At 73.3% G+C, this 23,497-nt stretch carries 23 protein-coding genes, 1 tRNA gene and 1 pseudogene; 11 read left to right on the plus strand and 14 right to left on the minus strand.

Features of this window, described 5'->3' with window-relative positions; genetic code table 11:
- Positions 1 to 110: 110 nt before the first annotated feature.
- From rocD to FHD63_RS11585, 3 genes are all read right to left on the minus strand, one after another.
- On the minus strand, positions 111 to 1,331 hold the full coding sequence (gene rocD / locus FHD63_RS11575; RefSeq protein ID WP_130014069.1) for an ornithine--oxo-acid transaminase: 1,221 nt from the start codon (positions 1,329 to 1,331) through the stop codon (positions 111 to 113).
- Between the two features lie 224 nt (positions 1,332 to 1,555).
- Positions 1,556 to 2,896: an MFS transporter gene (locus FHD63_RS11580; RefSeq protein ID WP_139722190.1), complete on the minus strand. Its 1,341-nt coding sequence runs from the start codon at positions 2,894 to 2,896 to the stop codon at positions 1,556 to 1,558.
- 67 nt (positions 2,897 to 2,963) lie between these two features.
- Positions 2,964 to 3,272, minus strand: a complete 309-nt coding sequence (locus tag FHD63_RS11585) for a hypothetical protein (RefSeq protein WP_238705641.1) — start codon at positions 3,270 to 3,272, stop codon at positions 2,964 to 2,966.
- Between the two features lie 134 nt (positions 3,273 to 3,406).
- Here FHD63_RS11585 and FHD63_RS11590 point away from each other — a divergent pair.
- Positions 3,407 to 3,904 (plus strand): annotated as a pseudogene (locus tag FHD63_RS11590) (MFS transporter); the annotation flags it as partial.
- Positions 3,905 to 4,301: 397 nt separating this feature from the next.
- Here the strand turns inward: FHD63_RS11590 and FHD63_RS11595 are convergent.
- Entirely contained in the window at positions 4,302 to 5,243 is a 942-nt protein-coding gene (locus tag FHD63_RS11595) for a GlxA family transcriptional regulator (RefSeq protein WP_003941078.1), read from the minus strand.
- Between the two features lie 108 nt (positions 5,244 to 5,351).
- Between FHD63_RS11595 and FHD63_RS11600 the strand changes: the two genes are divergently transcribed.
- The 3 genes from FHD63_RS11600 (at position 5,352) to FHD63_RS11610 (ending at position 8,417) form a co-directional block, all read left to right on the plus strand.
- Positions 5,352 to 5,663: a putative quinol monooxygenase gene (locus FHD63_RS11600; RefSeq protein ID WP_058890591.1), complete on the plus strand. Its 312-nt coding sequence runs from the start codon at positions 5,352 to 5,354 to the stop codon at positions 5,661 to 5,663.
- Between the two features lie 632 nt (positions 5,664 to 6,295).
- Positions 6,296 to 7,621, plus strand: coding sequence for an ISL3-like element ISPfr2 family transposase (locus FHD63_RS11605; protein ID WP_139722191.1), 1,326 nt, complete (start codon positions 6,296 to 6,298; stop codon positions 7,619 to 7,621).
- 13 nt (positions 7,622 to 7,634) lie between these two features.
- Positions 7,635 to 8,417: an MFS transporter gene (locus FHD63_RS11610; RefSeq protein ID WP_338056403.1), complete on the plus strand. Its 783-nt coding sequence runs from the start codon at positions 7,635 to 7,637 to the stop codon at positions 8,415 to 8,417.
- A gap of 12 nt (positions 8,418 to 8,429) precedes the next feature.
- Here the strand turns inward: FHD63_RS11610 and FHD63_RS11615 are convergent, their stop codons facing one another.
- Complete coding sequence (locus FHD63_RS11615; protein WP_139722192.1) at positions 8,430 to 8,927, minus strand: YajQ family cyclic di-GMP-binding protein; 498 nt, start codon at positions 8,925 to 8,927, stop codon at positions 8,430 to 8,432.
- A 96-nt stretch (positions 8,928 to 9,023) separates the two neighbouring features.
- On the opposite strand from FHD63_RS11615, the gene FHD63_RS11620 reads away from it, so the two are divergent.
- The 4 genes from FHD63_RS11620 to folP all read left to right on the plus strand — a co-directional run bounded on the left by FHD63_RS11620 (position 9,024) and on the right by folP (position 12,284).
- Positions 9,024 to 9,106 (plus strand) — tRNA-Tyr (locus tag FHD63_RS11620).
- Positions 9,107 to 9,289: 183 nt separating this feature from the next.
- Positions 9,290 to 9,838, plus strand: a complete 549-nt coding sequence (locus FHD63_RS11625; protein WP_139722193.1) for an RNA polymerase sigma factor — start codon at positions 9,290 to 9,292, stop codon at positions 9,836 to 9,838.
- Between the two features lie 60 nt (positions 9,839 to 9,898).
- Positions 9,899 to 11,296 (plus strand): hypothetical protein, encoded by a 1,398-nt coding sequence (locus FHD63_RS11630; protein ID WP_139722194.1) that lies wholly within the window; start codon positions 9,899 to 9,901, stop codon positions 11,294 to 11,296.
- 16 nt (positions 11,297 to 11,312) lie between these two features.
- Positions 11,313 to 12,284, plus strand: a complete 972-nt coding sequence (gene folP / locus FHD63_RS11635; RefSeq protein WP_420853101.1) for a dihydropteroate synthase — start codon at positions 11,313 to 11,315, stop codon at positions 12,282 to 12,284.
- A 27-nt stretch (positions 12,285 to 12,311) separates the two neighbouring features.
- Here folP and htpX read toward each other — a convergent pair whose 3' ends face one another.
- The 8 genes from htpX to nuoH all read right to left on the minus strand — a co-directional run bounded on the left by htpX (position 12,312) and on the right by nuoH (position 20,804).
- A complete protein-coding gene (gene htpX / locus FHD63_RS11640; RefSeq protein ID WP_058890584.1) occupies positions 12,312 to 13,184 on the minus strand; it encodes a zinc metalloprotease HtpX in 873 nt (290 codons plus the stop codon).
- Between the two features lie 118 nt (positions 13,185 to 13,302).
- Positions 13,303 to 14,772: an NADH-quinone oxidoreductase subunit N gene (locus FHD63_RS11645; protein ID WP_139722196.1), complete on the minus strand. Its 1,470-nt coding sequence runs from the start codon at positions 14,770 to 14,772 to the stop codon at positions 13,303 to 13,305.
- Positions 14,769 to 16,376, minus strand: coding sequence for a complex I subunit 4 family protein (locus FHD63_RS11650; protein WP_238705642.1), 1,608 nt, complete (start codon positions 16,374 to 16,376; stop codon positions 14,769 to 14,771). Before FHD63_RS11650 ends, FHD63_RS11645 begins: the two co-directional genes overlap by 4 nt.
- Complete coding sequence (locus FHD63_RS11655) at positions 16,373 to 18,391, minus strand: NADH-quinone oxidoreductase subunit 5 family protein (protein WP_058890582.1); 2,019 nt, start codon at positions 18,389 to 18,391, stop codon at positions 16,373 to 16,375. Before FHD63_RS11655 ends, FHD63_RS11650 begins: the two co-directional genes overlap by 4 nt.
- Entirely contained in the window at positions 18,384 to 18,716 is a 333-nt protein-coding gene (nuoK, locus tag FHD63_RS11660) for an NADH-quinone oxidoreductase subunit NuoK (protein ID WP_058890581.1), read from the minus strand. Before nuoK ends, FHD63_RS11655 begins: the two co-directional genes overlap by 8 nt.
- Positions 18,713 to 19,273, minus strand: coding sequence for an NADH-quinone oxidoreductase subunit J family protein (locus FHD63_RS11665; RefSeq protein ID WP_058890580.1), 561 nt, complete (start codon positions 19,271 to 19,273; stop codon positions 18,713 to 18,715). Before FHD63_RS11665 ends, nuoK begins: the two co-directional genes overlap by 4 nt.
- Entirely contained in the window at positions 19,270 to 19,827 is a 558-nt protein-coding gene (locus FHD63_RS11670; protein WP_058890579.1) for a NuoI/complex I 23 kDa subunit family protein, read from the minus strand. The genes FHD63_RS11665 and FHD63_RS11670 overlap by 4 nt, the downstream gene beginning before the upstream one ends.
- The gene (nuoH, locus tag FHD63_RS11675) at positions 19,824 to 20,804 is read right to left on the minus strand and encodes an NADH-quinone oxidoreductase subunit NuoH (protein WP_058890578.1); all 981 of its coding nucleotides are present in this window, start codon (positions 20,802 to 20,804) and stop codon (positions 19,824 to 19,826) included. Before nuoH ends, FHD63_RS11670 begins: the two co-directional genes overlap by 4 nt.
- A 134-nt stretch (positions 20,805 to 20,938) precedes the next feature.
- Here nuoH and FHD63_RS11680 point away from each other — a divergent pair, with 134 nt between their 5' ends.
- The 3 genes from FHD63_RS11680 to FHD63_RS11690 are packed head-to-tail and all read left to right on the plus strand — an operon-like array spanning position 20,939 to position 22,781.
- Complete coding sequence (locus FHD63_RS11680) at positions 20,939 to 21,460, plus strand: toxin-antitoxin system HicB family antitoxin (RefSeq protein WP_139722197.1); 522 nt, start codon at positions 20,939 to 20,941, stop codon at positions 21,458 to 21,460.
- An 11-nt stretch (positions 21,461 to 21,471) separates the two neighbouring features.
- Positions 21,472 to 22,314, plus strand: a complete 843-nt coding sequence (locus FHD63_RS11685) for a DUF4097 family beta strand repeat-containing protein (protein WP_058890576.1) — start codon at positions 21,472 to 21,474, stop codon at positions 22,312 to 22,314.
- A 17-nt stretch (positions 22,315 to 22,331) separates the two neighbouring features.
- Positions 22,332 to 22,781 carry a GNAT family acetyltransferase gene (locus tag FHD63_RS11690; protein ID WP_058890575.1) on the plus strand — a complete coding sequence of 150 codons (450 nt, stop codon included), beginning with the start codon at positions 22,332 to 22,334 and terminating at the stop codon, positions 22,779 to 22,781.
- Here FHD63_RS11690 and FHD63_RS11695 read toward each other — a convergent pair.
- A complete protein-coding gene (locus tag FHD63_RS11695) occupies positions 22,778 to 23,398 on the minus strand; it encodes an NADH-quinone oxidoreductase subunit C (protein WP_058890574.1) in 621 nt (206 codons plus the stop codon). The two genes, FHD63_RS11690 and FHD63_RS11695, sit on opposite strands and share 4 nt — an antisense overlap.
- Between the last annotated feature and the right edge of the window lie 99 nt (positions 23,399 to 23,497).

The following is a 23,497-nucleotide window of genomic DNA, read 5'->3' on the forward strand; positions in this document are numbered from 1 at the left end:
GCCCCGGGCGAGCCGGCGCCCGGCATACCCCAGCAGCAGCCCGGGCAGGACCAGCCCGAGTGCCGCCAGGACGACCCCGCCCCCCAGGAGCGAGGACGAGAGCGCGTCGCTCAGCCGCGCGCCTCGGCGAGCACCGACGCCAGTGCGTCGGTGACCTGCCGCAGCTCGTCCTCGGTGATCGTCAGCGGCGGGGCGAGGCGGATGGTCGAGCCGTGGGTGTCCTTGGCGAGGACGCCCTTCTTGGCCAGCGCCTTGCACGCCTCCTTGCCGGTCATGAGCTCGGGGTCGATGTCGATGCCGGCCCACAGCCCCCGCACGCGGACGGCCTTGGCACCGTGCCCGAGCAGCTTGCCGAGCTCCTCGGCGAAGACGCCCTCGAGCTGCTTGGCGTGCGCCTGGTGCTCCCCGGTGGCGAGCAGGTCGACGACGGCCTTGCCGACGGCGGCCGCCAGCGGGTTGCCGCCGAAGGTGGACCCGTGGGTGCCGGGCGTGATGACGTTCATCACCTCGGCGTCGGCGGCGACCGCCGAGACCGGGACGATGCCGCCGCCGAGGGCCTTGCCGAGGGTGTACATGTCGGCCTCGACACCCTCGTACTCGCAGGCCAGCGAGGTGCCGGTGCGCCCGAGCCCGGACTGGATCTCGTCGGCGATCATGAGGACCTTGCGGCTGGTGCACAGCTCACGCAGACCGGGCAGGAAGCCCTCCTCGGGGATCATCACGCCCTGCTCGCCCTGGATCGGCTCGACGAGCACGGCAGCCGTGTTGTCGGTGATGGCCGCCTCGATGGCACCGAGGTCGCCGTAGGGCACCGCGACGAAGCCCGGGGTGTAGGGACCGTAGTGGTCGTGCGCCTCCGGGTCGTCGGAGAAGGAGATGATCGTCGTCGTGCGGCCGTGGAAGTTGCCGTCCATGACGATGATCTCGGCCTGCCCCTCCGGCACGCCCTTGACCTGGTAGGCCCACTTGCGGGCGATCTTCAGGGCGGTCTCGACGGCCTCGGCGCCGGTGTTCATCGGCAGGATCATGTCCTTGCCGACGAGCTTCGCCAGCGCCTCGCAGAACGGGCCCAGCTGGTCGTTGTGGAAGGCGCGCGAGGTCAGGGTGGAGCGGTCCAGCTGGTCCTTGGCGGCCTGCACGAGCCCGGGGTGGCGGTGCCCGAAGTTCAGCGCCGAGTAGCCCGAGAGCGCGTCGATGTAGGTGCGCCCCTCGACGTCGGTCACGTGGATGCCCTCGGCGTGCCCCACGACCACCGGCAGCGGGCTGTAGTTGTGGGCGGCGACCTTGTCCTCGAGGTCGATGTAGGCCTGGTTCGTGGACAGCTCAGTCATGCTCGTCATCCTAGGGGTCGCGCGGGGGTGGGCAGGCAGCGCCCGGGGGCTGGTGGGCACGACCACACCACGCCGTGTAGTCATGCACAAGTCAGTATACCTATGCATTCGCTGTGACAGCGCAGCCGACTCGAGGGCCGGAGCACGCGTCCTGTGCGGCCGGAGCACGCGTCCTGTGCGGCCGGAGCACGCGTCCTGTGCGGGGTGGGGTCGGGTCGGCTCGGTCAGGACGTCTCGAGGGCGTCGCCGGCCTGCTCGGGCAGCAGGAGGTAGGCCGCGAGCGCACCGACGACGAAGGCCGCCCCGAAGATCGCGAAGAGCGCCGCGTTGCCCCAGGCGGCCAGGATGACCGGCACGAGGAGCGGGGCCGCGATGGAGGCGACGCGCCCGAAGCCGGCCGCGGCGCCCGCGCCGGAGGCCCGCACGCTCGTGGGGTAGATCTCCGGGGTGATGGCGTAGAGGGCGCCCCAGGCACCGAGGTTGAAGAAGCTCATCGCGCACCCGGCGGCGATGATCTGCCACACCTCCCCCGCCATGCCGAAGCAGACCGCCGCCACGGCCGACCCCAGCAGGAAGGTCGCCAGCGTCACCCGCCGGCCCCACACCTCGACGAGGACGGCGGCGAGGGCGTACCCCGGCAGCTGGGCCAGCGTGATGACGAGGGTGTAGCCGAAGGAGCGCACCAGGTCGAAGCCCTGGGCGTAGAGCAGGCTGGGCAGCCAGATGAAGGCGCCGTAGTAGGAGAAGTTGACGCAGAACCACACCACCCAGATGCCGGCCGTGCGGACGCGGTAGGCCGCCGACCACAGCGCGCCGGGGGTCTTCGGGGGCGCCTCGGGCAGCGCCCGGCTCTCCTCGTGCGCCACCCCGGCGGACTCTTCGAAGGAGCGCACCACCGCCTCGGCCTCGGCGGCCCGGCCGCGCCGCTCGAGGAAGAGCGGCGACTCGGGCATGCCCCACCGGACGACGACGGCGTAGAGCGCCGGGACCAGACCGAGCGCGAAGGCCCAGCGCCAGCCGTCGTCCCCCAGCGGCACGACGAAGAATCCGATGAGCGCGGCCAGGAGCCATCCCACCGCCCAGAACGACTCCAGGACGACCACCATGCGGCCACGGATCCGGGTCGGCGACAGCTCGCTGACGAGGGTGGAGGCGACCGGCAGCTCGGCGCCCAGGCCGATGCCGACGAGGAAGCGCAGCACCAGCAGCGCCGCGAGCCCCGTCGCGAGCGCCGACGCCCCGGTGGCGAGCCCGTAGACGAGCAGGGTGAGGGCGAAGACCGTCCGGCGGCCGTAGCGGTCGGCGAGCATCCCGCCGACGGTCGCGCCCAGCGCCATCCCGACGAAGCCGATGGACAGCAGCCAGGACTGCTCGGTGCGGGTCAGGTCCCACTGGGTGGCGATCGCCAGCCCGACGAAGGAGATGAGCCCGACGTCCATGGCGTCGAGGGCCCAGCCGGTGCCGGAGCCGAGCAGCACCCGGGTGTGCGCCCGGCTGTACGGCAGCCGACCCATCCGCTGCGGCCGCGTGGGGAGTGACTGGTCGGTCACGTCAGTGCTCACCATGAGCATAGATGGTATGCCGTCCGGCCCGGTCGGCGCACCACCCCGGCGCACCGGCGGCGACCCCGGCTCAGCGCGGCAGGGTGGCGAGCAGGGCGAGAGCGCGGTCGACCGAGTCCGGGGGCAGCGCACCGCTGCCCCCCAGCGCGGTACGCACGTAGATGCCGTCACTGACCCGGAGCACGAGGAACGCCAGGTCGGCGTCCCCCAGCGCCGTCGTGAGCGCCTCGAGGAAGTGGTCGTCCAGCCGCACGAGGGCGTCCCGGGCCACCTGGTGCTCGTCCAGCTGCCCGATCTTGAGGAGCGCGAGGTAGGTGCGGTCCAGCGGCTGGTCCGCGGCGACCGACTCCCGCAGGAACACCTCCAGGGCGTCGGGCATCCGGGAGAGCCGCTCCTCCTCCGCGGCCTCGAAGGCCCCCAACCGGTCGGCCAGGCCCTGGACGAGCGCGTCCTTGGAGCCGAAGTGGTAGAGCAGCCCTCCCTTGGAGACGCCCGCCTGGTCGGCCGTCGCCGCGAGCGTCCCGGCGCGACTGGGCCGGCCTCGCCGTGCTGATGCTGCCCGTGCTCCTCGTGTCCATCGACACGACCGTGCTGAACGTCGCCCTGCCCCAGATCGCGCGGGACCTCTCCCCCACCGCCGCCCAGCAGCTGTGGCTCATCGACGCCTACCCGCTCGTGCTGGCGACGCTGCTGGTGACCATGGGCACGGTGGGTGACCGGGTGGGTCGGCGTCGCACCCTGCTGGTGGGAGCCACCGGTTTCGCCGGGGTCTCGGTCGTGGCCGCCGTCGCCCCGACAGCCGAGCTGCTCCTCCTCGCGCGGGTCGCCCTGGGCGTCTTCGGCGCCACGCTCATGCCGGCCACGCTGTCGCTGCTGCGCACGATGTTCCTCGACCGCGCCCAGCGCCGCCTGGCCGTCGCCATCTGGGCGACCGCCTTCTCCGTCGGGTCCGCCCTGGGCCCGGTCGTGGGCGGGATCCTCCTGGCGCGCTTCGCGTGGGGGTCGGTCTTCCGGCTCTTCCCAGATGAGGGTGTAGGTCGGCCGGGCGCGTCGGTCCGCAGGTAGACGTCGAGGTCTCCCGACGACGGAGGTTCCTACGCCATCCATCCGAAAGACCTCGACGTGACCGACGCTACCCCGCCGGCCGGGCTCCGGCCGCCCTGACCTGACCGCCTTCGCGTCTCATCCCCATCGACCCTGATCGAGTCTGCTGACCCCCCTCGACGAGAACGCAGCGACATCACAGCCACCCAACCCCGACCGTCCGGGAAGCCGGGACACGTCACATGGCCTGTGCTGCGGGCGTGTCGAGTGGGTCGTCCAGGGGCGACGCAGGAGCGTCGACGCGACGTGCTGAGAGGTGGTTCCAGTCGAGCACTAGGACACCGGCTACAGGCATGGCGATAGGTCAGGAACGGCGTCGCTCCCTACGCAGGAGGGAGCGCAGAGTCTCGGCGTTCGCGTAGCCGACCCGTAGCGCGATCTCGGCGGAGGTGAGGTCCGTGGTTGCTGAGAGGTGCCGAGCTCGTTCGATGCGAAGCCGTTGGACGAAGCCGAGCGGAGTGAGGTTGAGCGCCGCACGGACTCGTCGTTCGAGGGTGCGCCGGCTGGTGCCGAGCGACTGCGCGACGAAGGCGACGTTGAACGGTTCGTCCAGGCGGGCGCGCACGAAGCGTTCGAACTCGACGACGATCGGGTCCTCGTGCCGGAGATGTTCGTAGGCGACGAAGGCCGCCTGCGACGGACGCTCGTCGATGATGAGGAGCTTGGCGACATGTTGGGCCAGGTCGGGGCTGATCGATCGCACGAGTGAGAGCGCGAGGTCGATGTGGGCGAACGCGGCGCCGGCGGTGACGAGGTTCCCGTCGACCACGACCATGGTGTCGAGATCGAGGGCGACGGTCGGATAGCGCTTCAGGAACTCCGGCCCCAGGAACCAGCTGGTCGTCGCCCGCCGATGATGCATCCGTCCGGTCTCGGCGACAGCGAACACGCCGGTGCACGCCGCGGCAATCCGGGTGGTCGCGTCGTCGAGGCGCCCGAGCGAGGCGATGACCGAACGAGCATCTCGGCTCTGGAGGGCGTCGTTGGTAGCGGCGGCCGTGAGGGTTCCAAGCGCAGGGACGACGACCACGTCGAACTCTGCGGACTCCGACAGCGGGTGGTCCACCGACAGGGTCATCGATGCCGTCGTGGTCACTCTCCGTTTCGGTCCGAGGATGGCGAGTTCGATCGGGTCGATCCGCGGGTCGACATCGCCGCGGGCTCCGTCGGCCACCCGCACGATGTCGATGACCGACGCGACAGCCGAACCGAAGCAGCCGTCGATCGCGATCAGTCCGATACGCATGGCGCGAACAATAGCAATACTGTCGTATACGCCACTTCTCACCTGCCCTTGCTCGTCATACGCTGAACTCGCTTCACCAAGAAGCCTCGACACCTAGGAGAACCCCTCATGTCCACACCCGCATCACTTCCGTATGCCTTCGTCGCCAAGATCGTCGCGGCCGATGGACAGCACGACGCGCTCGCCGATCTGCTCGCCGGCGCTGTCTCGCTCGCCAACGAAGAAGTAGGAACGATTGTCTGGTTCGCGGTCAGGACCCACGCCGACACCTTCTGGATCTTCGATGCATTCCCCGACGAGGCCGCTCGCGACGCCCACGCCAACGGCGCCATCGTCGCAGCCCTGATGGCCAACCAGCACCTCCTCGGCGCAGCACCCGAGATCCTGGCGGCCGACGTCCTCGCGTCCAAGCTCCCGTAGTCCGCCAACGCACGAGACGATCGCGCCCCGCCGAGCCGTCGCCAGGTCGCGACGCAACGCCACGCTGCGTTGCCGAGCGGTGCGAGGCCTATCGGCACACGGACAGGATGCCGGCCGCGAGCGCTCAGTCGGCGAGGGGTCCGTCGCAGAGGAGAGCGACGTCGGTGTCGGGCAGAGCCGTGAGGCCAGCGCATCGCGCGACCACCAGAACCGAACCGCCCCTGCCCTGCGTTTCCGCAGGTCAGGGGCTGTTCGCCGGAGCCGCCTGCCGGAATCGAACCGACGACCTCATCACGTCGGCTTTGCGTCTATCGCTTGATGCGCCCACTGGGCGAACGAGCCGCTGACCTGCGCAAACGCCGAGCGTGGGGGACGCCGCCATCCGGTGGTGACCGACGACGACCGACCAGTACCGACCGTTTCACCGGAGCCTGCGGCGGCGTCGAAGCCGAGCAAGCTCCATTCCTTTAGCTCACCGCGCCCTCCTCCTCGCCGGTGCTGTCGTCGTCGAAGACGTTTCAGGGGTCTTCTCAGATGAGGGTGTAGGTCGGCCGGGCGCGTCGGTCCGCAGGTAGACGTCGAGGTCTCCCGACGACGGAGGTTCCTACGCCATCCATCCGAAAGACCTCGACGTGTCCGACGCTACCCCGCCGGCCGGCTTCGGCCGCCCTGACCTGACCGCCTTCGCTCGACTCGACGGCCTCGGTCTGAGCGTGACCGGACAACGACTTGAACCGGGTCGTGCGGTCCTCGCGTGCCGCGTGGTGGAACCAGATCAGTGGTGCCGACGGTGCGGCATCGAAGGCGCTGCTCGTGACACCGTGATCCGGCGGTTGGCCCACGAGCCGCTGGGCTGGCGACCGACCGTGCTGGAAGTTGTAGTGCGCCGCTACCGCTGTGCCGACTGCGGACACGTGTGGCGCCAAGACACCAGCGCCGCGGCGGAGCCACGCGCGAAGCTCTCGCGCACCGGGCTGCGGTGGGCGCTGGAAGGGATCGTGGTCGCACACCTCACCGTCGCCCGTGTCGCCGAGGGACTCGGGGTCGCGTGGGACACCGCCAACAACGCGGTCCTGGCTGAAGGCAAGCGGCTGCTGATCAACGACCCCACGCGGTTTGAGGGCGTGAAGGTCATTGGCGTCGATGAGCACGTCTGGCGCCACACCAGGCGTGGCGACAAGTACGTCACCGTGATCATCGACCTCACCCCGGTCCGCGATGGCGCCGGCCCAGCAAGGCTGCTGGACATGGTCGAGGGCCGGTCGAAGGCGGCGTTCAAGACCTGGCTCGCCGACCGCGACGACGCCTTCCGTGACGCGGTCGAGGTGGTCGCGATGGACGGCTTCACCGGGTTCAAGACCGGCGCTGCAGAGGAGATCCCGGACGCGGTCACGGTGATGGATCCCTTCCACGTCGTGCGCCTGGCCGGTGACGCCCTCGACAGGTGCCGGCGCCGGGTCCAACTCGCGATCCACGGGCACCGTGGGTTCAGGGACGACCCGCTCTACAAGTCGCGGCGCACGCTGCACACCGGCGCGGACCTGCTCACCGACAAGCAGAGCGACAGGCTACGCGCGCTGTTCGTTGATGACGCTCACGTCGAGGTCGAGGCGACCTGGGGTGTCTACCAGCGCATGATCGCCGCCTATCGCCACGAGGACCGGCAACGTGGCCGCGAGCTCATGGAGAAGCTGATCACCGACCTCAGCGCCGGCGTCCCCAAGGTGCTCACCGAGCTCACCACCCTGGGCCGGACCCTGAAGAAGCGAGCCGCTGACGTGCTCGCCTACTTCGAACGACCCGGCACCAGCAACGGGCCGACCGAGGCGCTCAACGGACGGCTCGAACACCTGCGCGGCTCCGCACTCGGGTTCCGCAACCTGACCAACTACATCGCCCGAAGCCTGCTCGAGACCGGCGGCGTCAGACCCCAACTCCTACACCCCCGATTGGGATGAGCCGGTCTTCCTCGTGGCGGTGCCGATCCTGCTGCCGCTGCTCGTCCTGGGCCCCTTCCTCGTCCGGGAGTCGCGGGACCCGGCCCCCGGCCGGGTGGACCCGGTCGGGATCGCGCTGTCGATGGCCCTCAGCGTCGTCGCGCTGACCGGCTTCCTCTTCTTCGTCACCCAGCACCTGCAGCTCGTCGAGGGCATGCCCGCGCTCGACGCCTCCCTCGTCCTGGTGCCGGGCGTGGTCGCCATGGTGGCCTCCGGCCTCCTGGTGGTCCGGCTGGTGCGGCACGTCCGACCGGCCACCGCCGTGGTGGGCGGGCTCACCTTCTCCTTCAGCGCCTACGCCCTGCTCGCCGTGGGCGGCGAGACCGTCACGGTGCCCCAGATCGCGCTGGCCTTCGCCCTCCTCGGACTGGGCATCGGAGCGGCCGAGACCATCTCGAACGACCAGATCCTCACCGCCGTCTCCCCGGCCAAGGCGGGGGCCGCCTCGGCGGTGAGCGAGACCGCCTACGAGTTCGGCGCCGTGCTCGGCACCACGGTGCTGGGCGGGATGCTGACGGCCGTCTACCGCTCCTCGCTGCGCGTCCCCGCCGGCACCGACGAGGACGCCGCGGCCGCCGCCCGCGAGACCCTGGGCGGCGCGGTCGCGGCGGCGGAGCGGACCGGGGACCCGCACCTGCTGGAGGCGGCCCGCGCGGCCTTCGACGCCGGCGTGGGCGTCACCAGTACCGCGGGCGCCGTCCTCGTGGCTGTCGCCGCCCTGGTCGCCTGGACCACGCTGCGCCGGGCCGAGAGCTGAGCAGCCCCCGGGCTACCGGTAGTTGGTGAACTGCAGGGCCACGTCGAGGTCCTTCTCCTTGAGCAGCCGCTGCACCGCCTGCAGGTCGTCGCGCGACTTGGAGGTGACCCGCAGCTCGTCGCCCTGGATCTGGCTCTTGACCGCCTTGGGGCCCTCGTCGCGGATGATCTTGGCGATCTTCTTGGCGTTCTCGCTGGAGATGCCGCTCTTCAGCGCCGCCTCGAGCCGGTACTCCTTGCCCGAGGCGTAGGGCTCGCCGTCGTGGGTGTAGTCGAGGTGCTTGAGCGAGACGCCTCGCTTGACCAGCTTGGTCTGCAGCACGTCGAGCACCGCCTTGCACCGCTCCTCGCTGTTGGCCGCCATCGAGATGCTCTCGTTCGCGAGCTCCACCCGGGCGCCGACGTTCCGGAAGTCGTAGCGGGTGGAGATCTCCTTGGCCGCCTGGTTGACGGCGTTGGCGACCTCCTGGTGATCGACCTTGCTGACGATGTCGAAGGACGAGTCGGCCATGGGCATACCTCCTGTGTCGTGGCGGGCCGGCGGCTCCTGGACGAGTTCGGAGCACCGGGACATCACTGTTAGCATGTCACCCGCGCTTCGCGCACTGGCAGGTTGTCCGAGCGGCCAATGGAAGCGGACTGTAAATCCGTCGGCGTATGCCTACGCAGGTTCGAATCCTGCACCTGCCACCCACGAGGACGGGCACCGGGAGACCGGCGCCCGTCCTTCTCGCATCTGCCTCCCTCGTCCCGGTCTGCCGTCGCGTCGGCCGGGCCCAGGCGCTCAGCGCGGCTCGTGCAACAGCCCGCGACCCTCCGACATAGTGCAGGTGGACGGGTCGACGGGGCCCGCCGCAGACCGCAGGAGGACCGATGGCCCTACGCCTCGCCGGGACCGGCCCCCACCAGGGCGCGTCCGGGAGCACCCGGGACACGGCCTGGTTCGACTCGTTCTTCGCCCAGCACGCGACGCAGATCCACCGGTACTTCGTCCGCCGGGCCACCGGCAACGACGTCGAGGACCTCACCGCCGAGGTGTTCGCGACCGCCTGGCGGCGCCGTGACCGCATCCCGGCCGACTACGAGCTGCCGTGGCTCTACCGCACCGCCTCCTACGTGCTGGCCAACCACCGCCGCAAACCGACCCTCACCCTGCTGTCCGACTACTCCGGACAGGAGGACGCCGCCGACCAGCACATGCGCAGCGTCGACCCGGCCGACCTGGTCATGGCCGACGACGAGGTGCGTCGGGCCCTGGCCCGGCTCAGCGCCCGCGACCGGGGCATCCTCATGCTCCACGCCTGGGAGGGGCTGGACGGGGAGGGCCTGGCTCAGGCCCTCGGCCTCACCCGGGGCGGCGCCGCCGCCGCCCTGTCCCGCGCCCGCGCCCGGCTGCGCGAGGCCTGGGAGCACGACCACTGACATCCCGGGCCCGCCCGGCACCACCGCACCACCCGGCACCACCGCTCGAAGGAGACCCTCATGGTCCAGCACCACGGTGACGAGGCCCTGCACCGCCTGCAGGCCAGCGACCCGGCCACCGGGTCCCACCCCGACCTCCACCGGCTGCGCTCGCTCGTCGCGCACAAGGCGCCCGCGAGCCAGGGTGCCGAGCGGGCCAGCCGGGTCGACGACGACCTGCTCCGGGGGCCGGCGATCCGGGCCCCGTGGGTGGCCGCGGCCTGCATCGCCGCCCTCGCCATCGGGGCGGGAGGGTATGCCCTCGGCACCCAGCGCGGCAGCGGCACCCTGCTCGTGGCCGGCGGGGACTCGCTGCTCGCGCCCGCCGGGGCCGGCATCGACGCGGGCCTGAGCGCCGAGCTCTCCGGCGAGTCCTTCTCCTCGGGCGGTACCACGGTCGCCGACGGCGCCGCCCAGCCCTACGACCCCGGCCCGGTCCGCCTCGTGCCGGGGCCCGGCCTGTCCTCCGAGCGCACCACCGCGCCGGTGCGGGTGCTGCGCAGCGACGAGGACCCGGAGGCCTTCGTCGAGGCGTGGGCCAGGACGCTGGGGCTGCAGGGAGCGCCGCTGCCGACCGACGTCGACTTCCTCCCCGAGGACAACGTCGGGGTGGCCGAGGCGGACACCGGGCGGATGATCATGGCCTCCAGCGAGGACGGCGCCCTGCACATCATCTACACCGACGTCTTCTCCTCCCCGGACTGCCGGGAGACCCTCGAGCTGGGCTACGCGGAGGAACGGGAGATGCTCGAGGAGTTCTGGCAGGGGACGTTCGGCGCGGACACGCCGCTGCCGACGGCGCAGGACTGCCGGGAGGTCGGTGGCGAGCGGCCGAGCGACGAGCAGGCCGTCGGCGCGGCGCAGGACTTCCTCACCCTGGCCGGCGTCCCGACCGACGGCTACGACTTCCAGGTGCAGGACTACGCCGACGAGGGCTCGAGCACCGTCTACGTCGAGGCCGCGCCCGAGGGCGGCGCCTACGGTCCGCGGCACATCAACGTCACCGTCGGCCCGGCGGGGGTCGTGGACGCCTACGCCGGCCTGGGCGAGATGGTCTCCCTCGGCGACTACCCCGTCATCTCCCCCGTGGAGGCGGTGCAGCGCTACGGGCTGCGCGAGTTCTCCATGGAGTACGGCGTCCAGCTCCCCGAGGACCTCGAGGAGGCCGTCCCCGGCGAGGAGGGCCTGACCTTCGTCGAGCCGCAGATCCCGGACAGCCCCGAGGTCACCGACGGCATGGACCTCCCGCTGCTGCTCAAGGACAAGGAGGTCACCGGTGCCACCCTCGTCCAGGGCACGATCTACACCCAGTCCGGCAGCATGGAGGTGCCGACCTGGGAGCTCACGACCGACGACGGCATGAGCTACCCGGTCATGGCTGTCGCCGACGAGGCGATCGACTGGGTCGCCTGGGAGTGAGCCGACGGGTGGGACGATGGCGGGCATGAGCCCGCCCGCGGTCCGTCCGGTCTTTCTGCCCCGCCCGCCCGCGCTCGTGCTGCGCGGGCGGGCTCTCGACGCCGGCCACCCGGGGGTCATGGCCATCGTCAACCGGACGCGCGACTCCTTCTGGGCGGGCAACCGGCACGCCGCCCTCGAGGACGCGATGGCCGCCGTCCACGAGGCGGTCGCGCAGGGCGCCGACATCGTCGACGTCGGAGGCGTCCGGGCCGGGCAGGAGGGCGAGCACGTCGGCGCCGCCGAGGAGGTCGACCGGGTGGTGCCGGTGCTCGAGGCGGCGCGGCGCGCCTACCCCGACCTGGTGCTCTCCGTCGACACGTGGCGCAGCGAGGTGGCCCGGGCCTGCGCCGGCATCGTGGACCTGGTCAACGACACGTGGGCGGGGCACGACCCCGGGCTCGTGCACGTGGCGGCCGAGCTGGGTGCCGGGGTCGTCGTCTCGCACACCGGTGGGCTGCCGCCGAGGACCGACCCGGTCGACGTGGTGTATGCCGACGCCCGGGGCGCCGACGAGCTCGCGGTGGTGCGGGACGTGCTCGACGTGCTCAGCCGTGGCGCGCAGGTCGCGGTGGAGGCCGGGGTCCCGCCGGAGCGGGTGCTCGTCGACCCGACGCTGGACTTCGGCAAGACCACCCGGCACTCCCTGGTGACGCTGCGCCACACCGCGGACGTCGCGGGCCTGGGCTACCCGGTGCTGCAGGCGCTCTCCCGCAAGGACTTCGTCGGCGAGACCCTGGACCTGGAGCCGCAGGACCGGCTGGAGGGCACCCTGGCCGCGACCGCGGTGGCGGCGTGGCTCGGGACGAGCGTCTTCCGCGCGCACGACGTGCGGGCCACGAGGCGCGCGGTCGACATGGTGGCCAGCATCCGCGGCGACCGCCCCCCGGCCCGCGCCGTCCGGGGCGAGCCGACCGGCGGCCCAGCCCGCGGCGGACGCCACGTCTGAGCCCGGCCCCCCGTCGGGGGCGACCGGTCAGAGGCGCTCGATGCCGGGCTGGTTGCCCTGGGCCATCTGCTCCAGCCGGGCGATCCGCTGGCCCATCGGCGGGTGGGTCGCGAACATCCGGGTGACGTCCTTGGCGCGGAACGGGTTGGCGATCATCATGTGGCTGGCGTTGACGAGCTGGCGCTCGGGGGCCAGCGGAGCGCGGGCCGTGCCCGCCTCGAGCTTGCGCAGGGCCGAGGCGAGAGCGAGCGGGTCACCGGTGAGCTGCGCGCCGTCCTCGTCGGCGTCGTACTCGCGGGTCCGGCTGATGGCCATCTGCACGACCGAGGCGGCGAGCGGCGCGAGCAGGGCCATGGCGAGCATGGCGATGGGGTTGCCGCCGTTCTCCCGGTTGCCCCCGAAGAAGAAGGCCATCTGCGCGACCGAGGTGATGACGCCCGCGATGCCGGCCGCGACCGAGCTGGTGAGGATGTCGCGGTTGTAGACGTGCATGAGCTCGTGCCCCAGGACGCCGCGCAGCTCGCGCTCGTCGAGCAGGTGCAGGATGCCCTCGGTGCAGCAGACCGCGGCGTGGTCCGGGTTGCGGCCGGTCGCGAAGGCGTTGGGCGCCGCGGTCGGGCTGACGTAGAGCCGGGGCATGGGCTTGCGCGCCCGCTCGGACAGCTCCTCGACGATGCGGTACATCTGCGGCTGCTGCTCCCGGGTCACCGGCTGGGCCCGCATGGCCCTGATGGCGAGCTTGTCGGAGTTCCAGTAGCTGTAGAACGTCGTCCCGAGCGCGAAGAGGCCGAACAGCCAGATGAACCGACCTTCCCCGATGATCGCGCCCATGCCGAGAAAGATCGCCCAGATGGCGCCGAAGAGCAGCGTCGTCTTCAGCCCGTTGTAGTGCCGGTTCATGTCCGCTCAACGACGCGGCGTCGGGCCGGTGTTCCCGGCGCCACCGGCCGGCTGCGCCAGCGCCGGGACCAGCCCGCGCCCGTGGTCGTGGCACCGGTGGGCTGAAGGCCGACGGTGCTCACAGGACACCGACCGGCAGGACGCTGCCGACGACGAGCAGCGCCGTGAGCACCCCGCCCAGCGCCCACAGGCGCGTGGGGACGCGGGCGGAGGGCCGGCCGGCCCCGGGGGCGGCCGGCAGGAGCAGCACGCCGACCCAGCGCAGGTAGACCGCGAGCCCGAGAGCGATGTTGACGGCGGCGACGAGGGCCAGCCACCACGTCTCGTCGCCCAGCACGGGCCGCAGGACCACGATCTTGGCCACCACGCCGGCCACGGCGGGGGGCAGCCCGGCGAGGGTGAGCAGCGCCAGCGCCAGCGGCAGCGCGAGCAGCGGGTGGCTGCGCAGCAGGCCCCGCTGGGCGTCCAGGGAGGTGGGGCGCTGCGCCGGGGCCACGGCGAGCACGGCGGCGAGGACGACGAAGGCCAGCAGCGTCGCGGTGACGTAGACGACGAGGTAGGACCCGGCCGCGTTCGCCGCCTCGGCGGAGAGCGAGGCGAGGGGCAGCAGCACCCACCCCGCCTGCGCGACCGTGGACCACGCCAGCAGCCGGACGGTGTCCTGCTGCACGAGCGCCACGAGGTTGCCCACCGTCATCGACGCGGCGGCGAGCACCGCGACGGCGACCAGCGTCGCGCCGTCGACCGCACCCAGGGCGCGGACGACCACCACGAGCCCTCCGAGCGCCGCCACCTTGGACGCGGTCGCGAGGTAGGCGGTCACCGGCAGGGGCGCGGCGGCATACGTGAGGGGCGTCCACGCGTGGAAGGGCACCGCGGAGATCTTGAAGGCCAGCCCGGCCACGAGCAGCACCGCGGCCAGGACGACGAGCTGCGGGTGCTCCACCTGCGTCCGGCCGTCGAAGCGGGTGCTCCCGGTGGCGGCGACCCACAGGGCCGCCCCCAGCGCCAGGAGGCCGAAGGAGACCAGCGAGGTGGTGAGCAGCGAGACCGCGCCGTCCACCGCCCGGGCGCGGCGCTCCGGGGCCCACGTGGTCCGCACCAGGGCGACCAGCGCGACGGTGGGCAGCGTCGCGAGCTCGAGGGCGACGAGCAGCGACCCGAGGTCGCCCGAGGCCGGGACCGCGAGGACCCCGGCGGTGGCCGCCAGCAGCAGCGCCGTGACGACCGGCGCCCGACCGGTGCCCTCCTGACCCCCGCCGTCGCCGGGTGCCGCCCAGTCCCGCCAGGTGAGGACCAGGACGACGAGGGCTGCGCCGAGGGCGCACACCTGGAGCGCCGAGACGAGGTGGTCGGCACGGTAGGCGCACCAGCCGCTCGGCAGGCACAGCGCCGAGCGGACCTCACCGGCGCCCAGCCCGAGACCGGGCAGCGCCCCCAGGAGTCCCGCGACGAGCCCGGCGGCGCCGAGCACCAGGTGCGGCTCACGACGCCCGGGGACGGCGGCGTCCAGCAGCAGCACGAGCACCGCCGCGGCCACGGGGGCCAGGACGGGCAGGACCGACACGAGACCGAGCTCCAGGCTCACCGGGCCAGCACCCCCTCGACGAACGGCGCGGTCACGCCGAGCAGCAGCGTCGGGGCCAGCCCGAGGACCAGGACGAGCAGACCGAGCAGGCGCAGGGCGGTCCGCTCGGTGAGCACCGCGTCCGGCACCTGCGGCTCGAGCCGGTCACCGGCCCAGACCTCCCGGAGCACCCGGACGGTGTAGGCCACCGCCAGCGCCCCGCCGACCGCCGCGAGCACGGCGAACCCGCGGAACCAGCCCTCCGGCCGGTCGGCGGCGGGGGCCCAGGCGGACAGGACCGCGCCGATCTCGCCCCAGAAGACGGCCAGCCCGGGCAGTCCGCTGGAGGCGGCCATGCCGAGCACCAGCGCGAGCCCCAGGCGGGGGGCCACCTCGCGGACGGCGGCTCGCCGCCGGCCCAGGTCCGCGCTGCCCCACCGGTCCTTCAGGGCCCCGACCACCACGAAGAGCAGGGCCGAGACGAGGCCGTGGGCGACGTTGCCGAAGAGCGCCGCCTGCAGCCCGGCCTGCGTGCCGGTGGCGAGACCGAGCACGACGAAGCCGAGGTGGGCCACCGACGACCACGCGATGAGCCGCTTGAGGTCACGCTCGACCAGGCAGACCAGCGAGGCCCACACGATGCCGGTGACCCCGAGGCCCGCCAGCAGCGGCGACCAGGCCGCGAACCCCTCGGGCACGACCGGGACGACCAGCCGCACGACGCCGTAGGTCCCGAGCTTGAGCAGGACCGCGGCGAGCAGCACCGACCCGGCCGTCGGCGCGGTGGCGTGCACCCACGGCAGCCAGGTGTGCAACGGGAAGACCGGGATCTTGAGCCCGAGACCGACGAGGAGGACGGCCGCGACGGCGAGCTGGGAGCGGCGGCCGAGCGCGGCGCCCCCGTCCGCCGCCCACTGCGCCAGGTCGGTGGTGCCGGTGGCGGACGCGACGGCGAGGATGCCGAGCAGCACCAGCGAGGAGCCGACCACGGTGACCAGCAGGAAGCGGAGCGCGGCTCCCTCGCGGTCGCTGCCGGGGTCGCCGTAGCGCGCCACCAGCACCCACATGGGCACCAGCACCAGCTCGAAGCCGATGAAGAAGACGAGGGCGTCCCCGGCCAGGAACGCGACGAGCGCCCCGAGCAGCACGACCAGCAGGCACGCGTGGTAGGTCGCGAGGCCCGGGACGTCCTCGCCGCGGACCACGGGGATGGGTGAGGTGGGGTCGGTGTCGGCGAGGTCGACCGGCTCGGGTCGGGGCTCGCGCGCGGGGTGCAGGTGCAGGGCCGTCGCGACCACCCCCACGAGCGCGGTGAGGAGCAGCAGCGGGACCGACAGCCCGTCGGGGCGCAGGCTGAAGGACACGCCGAGGCTCGGGATCCAGCTCAGCTCGAGGACGGGGCGGTCCAGGGCGACCCCGGCCACCCCCAGGGCGCTGAGGATGGCGGCGGCCATGGAGCCGCGGTGCGGGACACGGTGCCCGGGCGGCACGCTGCGGCGTCCCAGGCCCAGCAGCAGCACGGCCACGACCAGCAGCGGGGCGAGAGCGAGGGCGTACCACCACACCCCGAGGTCGGGCACCAGGGCGAGGAGGTCCGCCCGCACCCGGCCGGCCGCGCCGCTCACGCGGTCACCAGCCCGATCGCCCCCAGCACGAGCATCCCGACCAGCAGGAGGGCGAGTCCGGGCGTGGCCCGCCGCGGGCTGGTGAGGTCACCCGCGCGCCCCAGCAAGCGGGCCCCCGGACCGGCGCCCCGCACCCAGGCGTCGAGGACCTGGTCGTCGAACCACGCGACCGCCCGGGCCAGCGCCAGGACCGGCGTCGCGACGACCGCGCGGTAGGCGACGTCGGCGTACAGACCCCGCTCGGCCGCCAGGCTCACCCCGGCCGGGATCCGCGCCGCCGCGTCCCGGGTCCGCACCCCGCCGGCGGCGAGCCGCACGAGCAGCGCGCTCACGACCATGAGCAGCAGCGTGGCGGCCAGCAGCTGCAGGTCCACGTGGACCTGGGGGCCCCAGACCGGCAGCAGCAGCAGGAGGCCGCCGAAGAGGGTCATGAGCATGAGCGCGGACGTGCCCATGCGGGCCGAGGAGCTGATCGCCGCCTCGGCGCGCTCGACCCCCTCGGCCTCCTGCACCACCTGCGGCTCGTCGAAGAAGTCGTCGATGCGCTCCACCGGACCTGGTTCGTAGAGCCGGGCGTGCCCCTGGGCGGCCGTGGGCCGGCTCAGCACCAGCCAGGCCCGCATGCAGTAGGCGGCCGTCAGCGGGGCGGTGGCGCCGACCGAGGCCAGGACGAGGACCGGCACGAGGCCGCCGTCGGTCGCGGCCGTGCCGGCCTCGGCCGTCCCCAGGATCGCCTCCTTGGAGAAGAACCCGACGAAGGGCGGCACCCCGGCGAGCGCCAGCAGGCCCCACCCGAAACGGTGCCGCAGCACGCGGTAGCGCCGGGCCCCGGAGGCCATGAGCGCCATCGCGGTGCCCCCGACGAGGACGCCGAGCCACCCCGTGGTGAGGAAGAGCAGGGCCTTGAACCAGGCGTGCGCCACGAGGTGCTGCAGCGCCGCGTCGGGCCCGGTCCCCACGGTGGCCGCGGCGAGCACGGCCAGCATGAGCGCGACCTGGCTCACCGTCGACCAGGCCAGCAGCCGTTTGAGGTCGCCCTGGGCGAAGGCCAGCACGGCGGCGCCGACCATCGTCGTGCAGGCGAGCACCGCCAGCAGGAGCTGCGCCGGGCCGGACACCGCCAGCAGGGGGAAGAGCTGTGCCAGGACGACTGTCCCGGCCGCCACCATCGTCGCGGCGTGGATGAGGGCGGAGGCGGGGGTCGGACCCTCCATGGCGTCGGGCAGCCAGTCCTGGAAGGGGAAGAGGGCGGACTTGCCGGCCACCCCGACGACGAGCAGGGTCATGGCCACGGTCAGCGTGGCCGAGGGCCCGGTCTCCCCCCAGTGCGCGACGACCTCGCTGGTCCGGGTGGTGCCGGCCCCGGTGGCGAGGACGACGAGCCCGAGCACGAAGCCGATGTCCGCGGTGCGCGTGACGAGCAGCGCCTTGCTCGCCGCCCGGGTGGCGGCCGCCCGGGTGGACTGGTGACCGATGAGCAGGTAGGAGCACCAGCCCATGACCTCCCACCCCACGAGGGTGAGGATCACGTCGTCGGAGAGGACGAGGAGCAGCATCGCCGAGGTGAACAGCGAGACGGTGGCGGCGAACGGGCGGTAGCGCGGGTCGTACCAGAGGTACCAGCGGGCATACCCCTGCACCACGAGGGCGACCGCGGCGACGGTGAAGGCCACGAGAGCCATCGGCCACGTCACGAGCAGCCCGAGCGGCACCTCCAGGTCGCCCAGCGGGAGGGCGCCGATGGTGCCGACCTGCCGCCGCGCCCCCTCGATCTGGGTGAGGGTGTAGAGCTGCCCGCAGGTGGCGAGGAAGGCGACCAGGCTGCCGCCGACCCCGACCCACGCGGCGAGCCGGTTGGAGCGTCCGGTCACCCCGAGTCCGGCCAGCGCGGCCAGGAGGGTCGCGAGCACCGCCCAGTGGGCCGGTGATCCCCACAGGTCGGGGGCGGGCAGCTCCGGCAGCGGCACCGAGGGCAGCTGGAGGTCGGACCAGGTCACGTCGGGCAGGTCAGGCACGTCCTCCCACCTCCCCCTCGGTGCGCTCGTCCAGCTCGGCGTGCAGGTCGACGTGGCCCCGGGCACGGAAGAGCGCGAGGAAGATCGCCAGGGCGAGCACGACCTCGGCCGCGGCGATGGTGATGACGAAGAGGGTGAGGACGGCGGCCCCGGGGTCGCCGCCCGCACCGGTCTGCGCCACGGTGACGAGCAGGAGCCCGGCGGCGCCGAGCACGAGCTCGACGCCGATGAGCACGAGGACGGCGTGCCGGCGGGCGAGGATGCCGTAGACCCCGAGGCCGGCGAGGACGGCGGCCAGGAGGTAGGGCAGGGCGGGGCGGATCACGGTCGCTCCCCCTGCACGGCCTCGACGTCGGCCGGGGGGTCCGGTCGCTGGCGGGGGTCGTCCTGTCCGCCCACCGGCGCCCGGGCCACCGCGACCGCGGCGACCAGGGCCATGAGGAGCAGCACCGAGAGCAGCTCGAAGGGCCAGACGTCGGTGCCGAAGATCGTCGCGGCGACCTCGGTGCTGCTGCCCCCGTCGATCGCGACGCTCCCCCACCCGTAGGCCGAGAGCAGCGCACCGCCGAGGACCACCGTGGTGCCTGCGCCGACGAGGCCGGCCGCGACCCGCTGCGGGACGCCGGTGACGACCGGCACGCCGCCGGCGCGGGTGAGCATGAGGGCGAACAGCACGAGGACGACGACCGCGCCGACGTAGACGAGCAGCTGCACCAGCGCGACCAGCTCGGCACCGAGGACGAGGTAGCACCCGGCCAGTCCGCCGAGGGTCACGACGAGCCACAGCGCGGCGTGGAGCACCTGCCGGGAGGTCACCGACAGCGTCGCGGCGCCGGCCGTGAGGAGCCCCACCGCGAGGAGGAGGACGTCCGGGCCGCTCACCGGTCCGCCTCCGGCTCCGGGTCCTCGTCCGGCTCCGGCTCCCCGTCCGGGGTCACCGGCCCGGTCGCCTCCGCGGTCCCGGCCACGGTCGGGGGCCGGTAGCCCTCCGGCAGGGCGGCCTCCGGCACCGACGCCATGAAGGTGCCGAGCCGCTCCTTGTCGTGCAGCAGGTTGCGGATGTCGCCCTCGGCGTAGGCGAAGTCGGGTGCCCAGAAGAGGGCGTCGAAGGGGCAGACCTCGATGCAGATGCCGCAGTACATGCACAGCGAGAAGTCGATGTCGAAGCGGTCCAGGACGTTGTGCGCCCGCTCCCTGCCGCCCTCGGTCTCCGGCGGCGAGGTCTCCTTGTGGGAGTCGATGGTGATGCACCAGTCCGGGCACTCGCGGGCGCAGAGCATGCACGAGGTGCAGTTCTCCTCCAGCAGCGCGATGACGCCCCGGCTGCGCTCGGGCAGCTCCGGCTCGGTATGCGGGTACTGGACCGTGTGCGCGCGTCGGGTGAGCGTGCGGGCAGTGGTGCCGAGGCCGCGCAGCAGGCCGGTGATGCCGCTCATCCGAGGACCACCACCCCGACGCCGGTGAGCGCGAGCTGCAGGAGGGCGAGCGGGAGCAGGACCAGCCAGGCGAAGCGCTGCAGCTGGTCCTCCCGGACCCGCGGCCAGGCCACCCGCAGCCACAGGAAGAGGACGCCGACGGCGGTCGCCTTGAGGAGGGTCCACAGCACCCCGACGAGCCCCGCACCCGCGTCCGCCCAGGGCCCCCGCCAGCCACCGAGGAACAGGACGGTGAAGAGCACGGCCATGACCACCATGCCGGCGTACTCGGCCAGCAGGAAGAAGGCGAAGCGCAGCCCGGTGTACTCGGTCAACGGGCCGAAGACGAGCTCGGAGTCGGCCACCGGCGCGTCGAAGGGGGTCCGCTGGAGCTCGGCGACGCTGGCCGCGAGGAAGACCACCGCGGCGGGGGCCTGCCACACCAGCCACCACCACGACCACTGGGTGACGATGCCCGTGAGCGACAGGGTGCCGGCGGCCATCGCCACGCTGGCCGCGGCCAGGATGAGGGGCAGCTCGTAGGAGACCAGCTGCGCCCCGGCCCGCAGCCCGCCCAGCAGGGAGTACTTGTTGCCCGATCCCCACCCCGCCATGAGCGTCCCGATGACCCCGATGCTCGTGACGGCGAGGACGAGCAGGAGGCTGGCCGGGACGTCGGCGGCGACCCAGGCGGCGCCGAACGGCAGCGCGGCGAGCGCCACGAGGTAGGGCACGAGCGCGACGGCGGGCGCCAGCCGGAAGACCGGCCGATCGGCGGCCGCCGGGGTGATGTCCTCCTTCTGGGCGAACTTGATGCCGTCGGCGACCAGCTGCAGGACGCCGTGCGGCCCCGCCTCCATCGGGCCGAGCCGGCCCTGCATGTGACCCATGAGCTTGTGCTCGAGCTGGCCGAGGGCCAGGGGCAGCGTGAGGAAGACCGCCAGCACGGCAGCGGCCTTCAGCACGGCCTCGAGGGCCCAGGGGACATCGGCGAGCATCGCGTTCACCCTAACGAGTGAGCCGCCCGGCCGGGCGACGCCGCACCGCGCGGCCACCGGGCACCGGTCGGCGGCCACGGCGTCCCCTCGACCGACCCTTGCGCATGACGTCATAGTGGTGTCACCATGACGTCATGGAGCTGCAGCCGTACCTGACCGCGGTGGCCGAGGACCTGGACCGGGCGACCTCGCTGGCCGACGACGCGACCCGCGAGGTCGTGCACCGCATCGCCCCGGCGGTCGAGCCTGCCGTCCGCCTCGCGATCCTCCAGGCGCTCTCCGACGCCGCGGCCTCCCTCACCTCCCAGCTCGAGGAGTCGGTGGTGACCGTGCGGATGGAGGGTCGCGACCCGGTCCTGGAGGTCCGGCATCTCGGCACCGGGGAGGACGGCCGTCCCGCCGCCCCGACGGCACCCGGCGACCACGGCCCGCGCACCGCGGAGCTCGACGAGACGGACGCCACGCAGTCACGGGTCTCGCTGCGCCTGCCCGACCAGCTCAAGCTGACCGCGGAGCGGCACGCCGCCGCTGCCGGCCAGTCGCTCAACACGTGGGTCGTCCAGGCGGTCCGCACCGCCACCCGCGCGGCCGGGCCCGAGGGCCCCGGTCGCCGGACCACCCCCCACCGATCCCGCCGGGTCACCGGTTGGGCCTGAGAGGACAGCGCATGGACACCACGACCCGCACGACCCGGACCGTCACGTTCGCCGAGGACGACCTCGTGCACCTGGAGGTGAAGAACCACAGCGGCGACGTCGCCGTCCGTTACGACGCCCCGGCGGGCACGGCCGAGGTGACCCTCTCCTGCGCCCGGCCGGTGGACTTCGAGCCGGTCACCGCGGTGTCCCAGCACGGTCGGGTCCTCGTCGACGTCCCCGCGCTGGTCAGCCCGGACGGCGGCCGGCGCGGCCTCGCGGTGTCGATCGGGTCCTTCTCCATCGGCACCGGCCACGAGCGGGTGCACGTGGAGGTCCACCTGCCCGAGCGCACCGAGCTGCGGGTCGGCACCAGGAACGGCGACGTCGTGCTGCAGGGCGCCGGCGGGGCGGCCACCGTCCGCGCGGGCTCCGGCGACCTGGCCATCGAGGAGGTCGGTGTCCTGCGCGCGAGCACCGGCTCCGGTGACGTGCGGGTGGGTCGGCTCGTCGCCGGTTCGGTCACGAGCGGGTCCGGCGACGTCGTCGTCGACACCTCCACCGGGCCCGGCCCGCTCGAGGTCCGCTCGGGCAGCGGGGACATCCTCGTCCACGACAGCCACCAGGACGCCACCGTCGCCACGGGCAGCGGTGACGTCGACGTCGCCCACGGGCACGGCGAGCTCGCGGTGCGCACGGGCACCGGTGACGTGCGGGTGCGGGTGCCCCGGGGCATACCGGTTTGGCTCGACCTCTCCAGCGGTCTGGGCGAGGTGCGCCGCGACCTCGAGGGTGCGGGCGAGCCGGCGCCGGACCAGCACTTCCTGACGGTGGGCGTCCGCACCGGGACCGGGGACATCACCGTGCACCACTGAGCGGGCAGGATGGAGGGATGCAGATCCTCCCCCTGTCCCCCGACCACGCGGACGCCGCCGCCCGGCTGTGGGCGGAGTGCGGGCTGACGCGCCCCTGGAACGACCCGCAGGCGGACTTCCGGATGGCGGTGTCGGGCCCGGCCTCGCAGGTCCTCGGCGCGCTGGCCGACGACACCCTCGTCGGCACCGTCATGGTGGGGCACGAGGGGCACCGCGGGTGGATCTACTACCTCGCCGTCGCGCCGGAGCACCGGGGCGAGGGGCTCGGCAGGACGCTCGTGCGGGCCGCCGAGGACTGGGTGGAGAGCCAGGGCGTCCCCAAGGTCATGCTCATGATCCGGGCCGAGAACGACGAGGTCGCCCGGCTCTACGAGGACCTGGGATACGTCGACCAGGGCGTGCGGGTGCTCGGCCGGTTCCTCGACGAGGACCTGCAGCGGATGCGCGAGGAGACCGCCGGCGGCTAGTCGGGCCGCGGGCCCCAGGACGGGTCGGGGACGCCGGGCGGCAGCAGCCGCTTGCGCGGCCGTCGCCCGCTCGGGGGCGTCTCGCCCGACCCCTCCCCCGGCTCCTTGGCCCCCGGCCACGGCTTGGACGCGCGCGCGGCGAGCACGAAGTCCTTGCGCAGCGGCGTCCCCTCGAAGCCCTCCGGCAGCAGCAGCGGCCGCAGCCCGAGCCCCGTGCCGTCGTCGAAGCCCTCGACGGCGAGGCCGAACATCTCGTGCGTCTCCCGCTCGTGCCAGGCCGCGCCGGGGAAGAGGTCGGTCACCGAGCGCAGCGCGTCGCCCTCCGGCACCCGGGTGCGCAGCAGGAGCCGGCTCAGCCCGCCCGGCCCGGGGGCCCGGACCCGGAGCAGGTGGCACAGGACCTCGATGCCGGGGGCGAGCGTCTCCTCCGGGGCGTCGTCCGCCGCCACGTCGTCGCCCTGGTCCGTGGCTTCGCGCTCCTGCGGGGCGTCGCTCTCGTCCACGGCGGAGAGCCAGTCGAAGAAGGCATACCCCTCCTCGCGGGCGGCGCGGACGGCCTCGTGCCATCCCTCCACGGGGACGCGACGGGTGGCGGCGTGCGGGGCGGCACCGGGCATGCCTCGAGCCTAGCCCGACGACTCCCCCGGTCCTGCGCAGGTCGCTCGCCGGACGGACGGCGACCCGAGGGACGCGCGCTCCAGCGACGCGTGGAGACC

It is taken from the genome of Serinicoccus chungangensis (genome assembly GCF_006337125.1).
Classification (GTDB): Bacteria; Actinomycetota; Actinomycetes; order Actinomycetales; family Dermatophilaceae; genus Ornithinicoccus; species Ornithinicoccus chungangensis.

What these genes read in the sequence shown, in the direction of transcription:
- FHD63_RS11630 (WP_139722194.1), top strand. Translation starts at nt 9,899, where the DNA reads ATGGTCCAGCACCACGGTGACGAGGCCCTGCACCGCCTGCAGGCCAGC.
- FHD63_RS11615 (WP_139722192.1), bottom strand. Translation starts at nt 8,927, where the DNA reads ATGGCCGACTCGTCCTTCGACATCGTCAGCAAGGTCGATCACCAGGAG.
- FHD63_RS11580 (WP_139722190.1), bottom strand. Translation starts at nt 2,896, where the DNA reads ATGGTGAGCACTGACGTGACCGACCAGTCACTCCCCACGCGGCCGCAG.
- rocD (WP_130014069.1), bottom strand. Translation starts at nt 1,331, where the DNA reads ATGACTGAGCTGTCCACGAACCAGGCCTACATCGACCTCGAGGACAAG.
- FHD63_RS11690 (WP_058890575.1), top strand. Translation starts at nt 22,332, where the DNA reads ATGCAGATCCTCCCCCTGTCCCCCGACCACGCGGACGCCGCCGCCCGG.
- nuoH (WP_058890578.1), bottom strand. Translation starts at nt 20,804, where the DNA reads ATGCTCGCCGATGTCCCCTGGGCCCTCGAGGCCGTGCTGAAGGCCGCT.
- FHD63_RS11670 (WP_058890579.1), bottom strand. Translation starts at nt 19,827, where the DNA reads ATGAGCGGCATCACCGGCCTGCTGCGCGGCCTCGGCACCACTGCCCGC.
- FHD63_RS11625 (WP_139722193.1), top strand. Translation starts at nt 9,290, where the DNA reads ATGGCCCTACGCCTCGCCGGGACCGGCCCCCACCAGGGCGCGTCCGGG.
- FHD63_RS11585 (WP_238705641.1), bottom strand. Translation starts at nt 3,272, where the DNA reads ATGCCCGACGCCCTGGAGGTGTTCCTGCGGGAGTCGGTCGCCGCGGAC.
- FHD63_RS11695 (WP_058890574.1), bottom strand. Translation starts at nt 23,398, where the DNA reads ATGCCCGGTGCCGCCCCGCACGCCGCCACCCGTCGCGTCCCCGTGGAG.
- FHD63_RS11680 (WP_139722197.1), top strand. Translation starts at nt 20,939, where the DNA reads ATGGAGCTGCAGCCGTACCTGACCGCGGTGGCCGAGGACCTGGACCGG.
- FHD63_RS11600 (WP_058890591.1), top strand. Translation starts at nt 5,352, where the DNA reads ATGTCCACACCCGCATCACTTCCGTATGCCTTCGTCGCCAAGATCGTC.
- htpX (WP_058890584.1), bottom strand. Translation starts at nt 13,184, where the DNA reads ATGAACCGGCACTACAACGGGCTGAAGACGACGCTGCTCTTCGGCGCC.
- folP (WP_420853101.1), top strand. Translation starts at nt 11,313, where the DNA reads ATGGCGGGCATGAGCCCGCCCGCGGTCCGTCCGGTCTTTCTGCCCCGC.
- FHD63_RS11685 (WP_058890576.1), top strand. Translation starts at nt 21,472, where the DNA reads ATGGACACCACGACCCGCACGACCCGGACCGTCACGTTCGCCGAGGAC.
- FHD63_RS11595 (WP_003941078.1), bottom strand. Translation starts at nt 5,243, where the DNA reads ATGCGTATCGGACTGATCGCGATCGACGGCTGCTTCGGTTCGGCTGTC.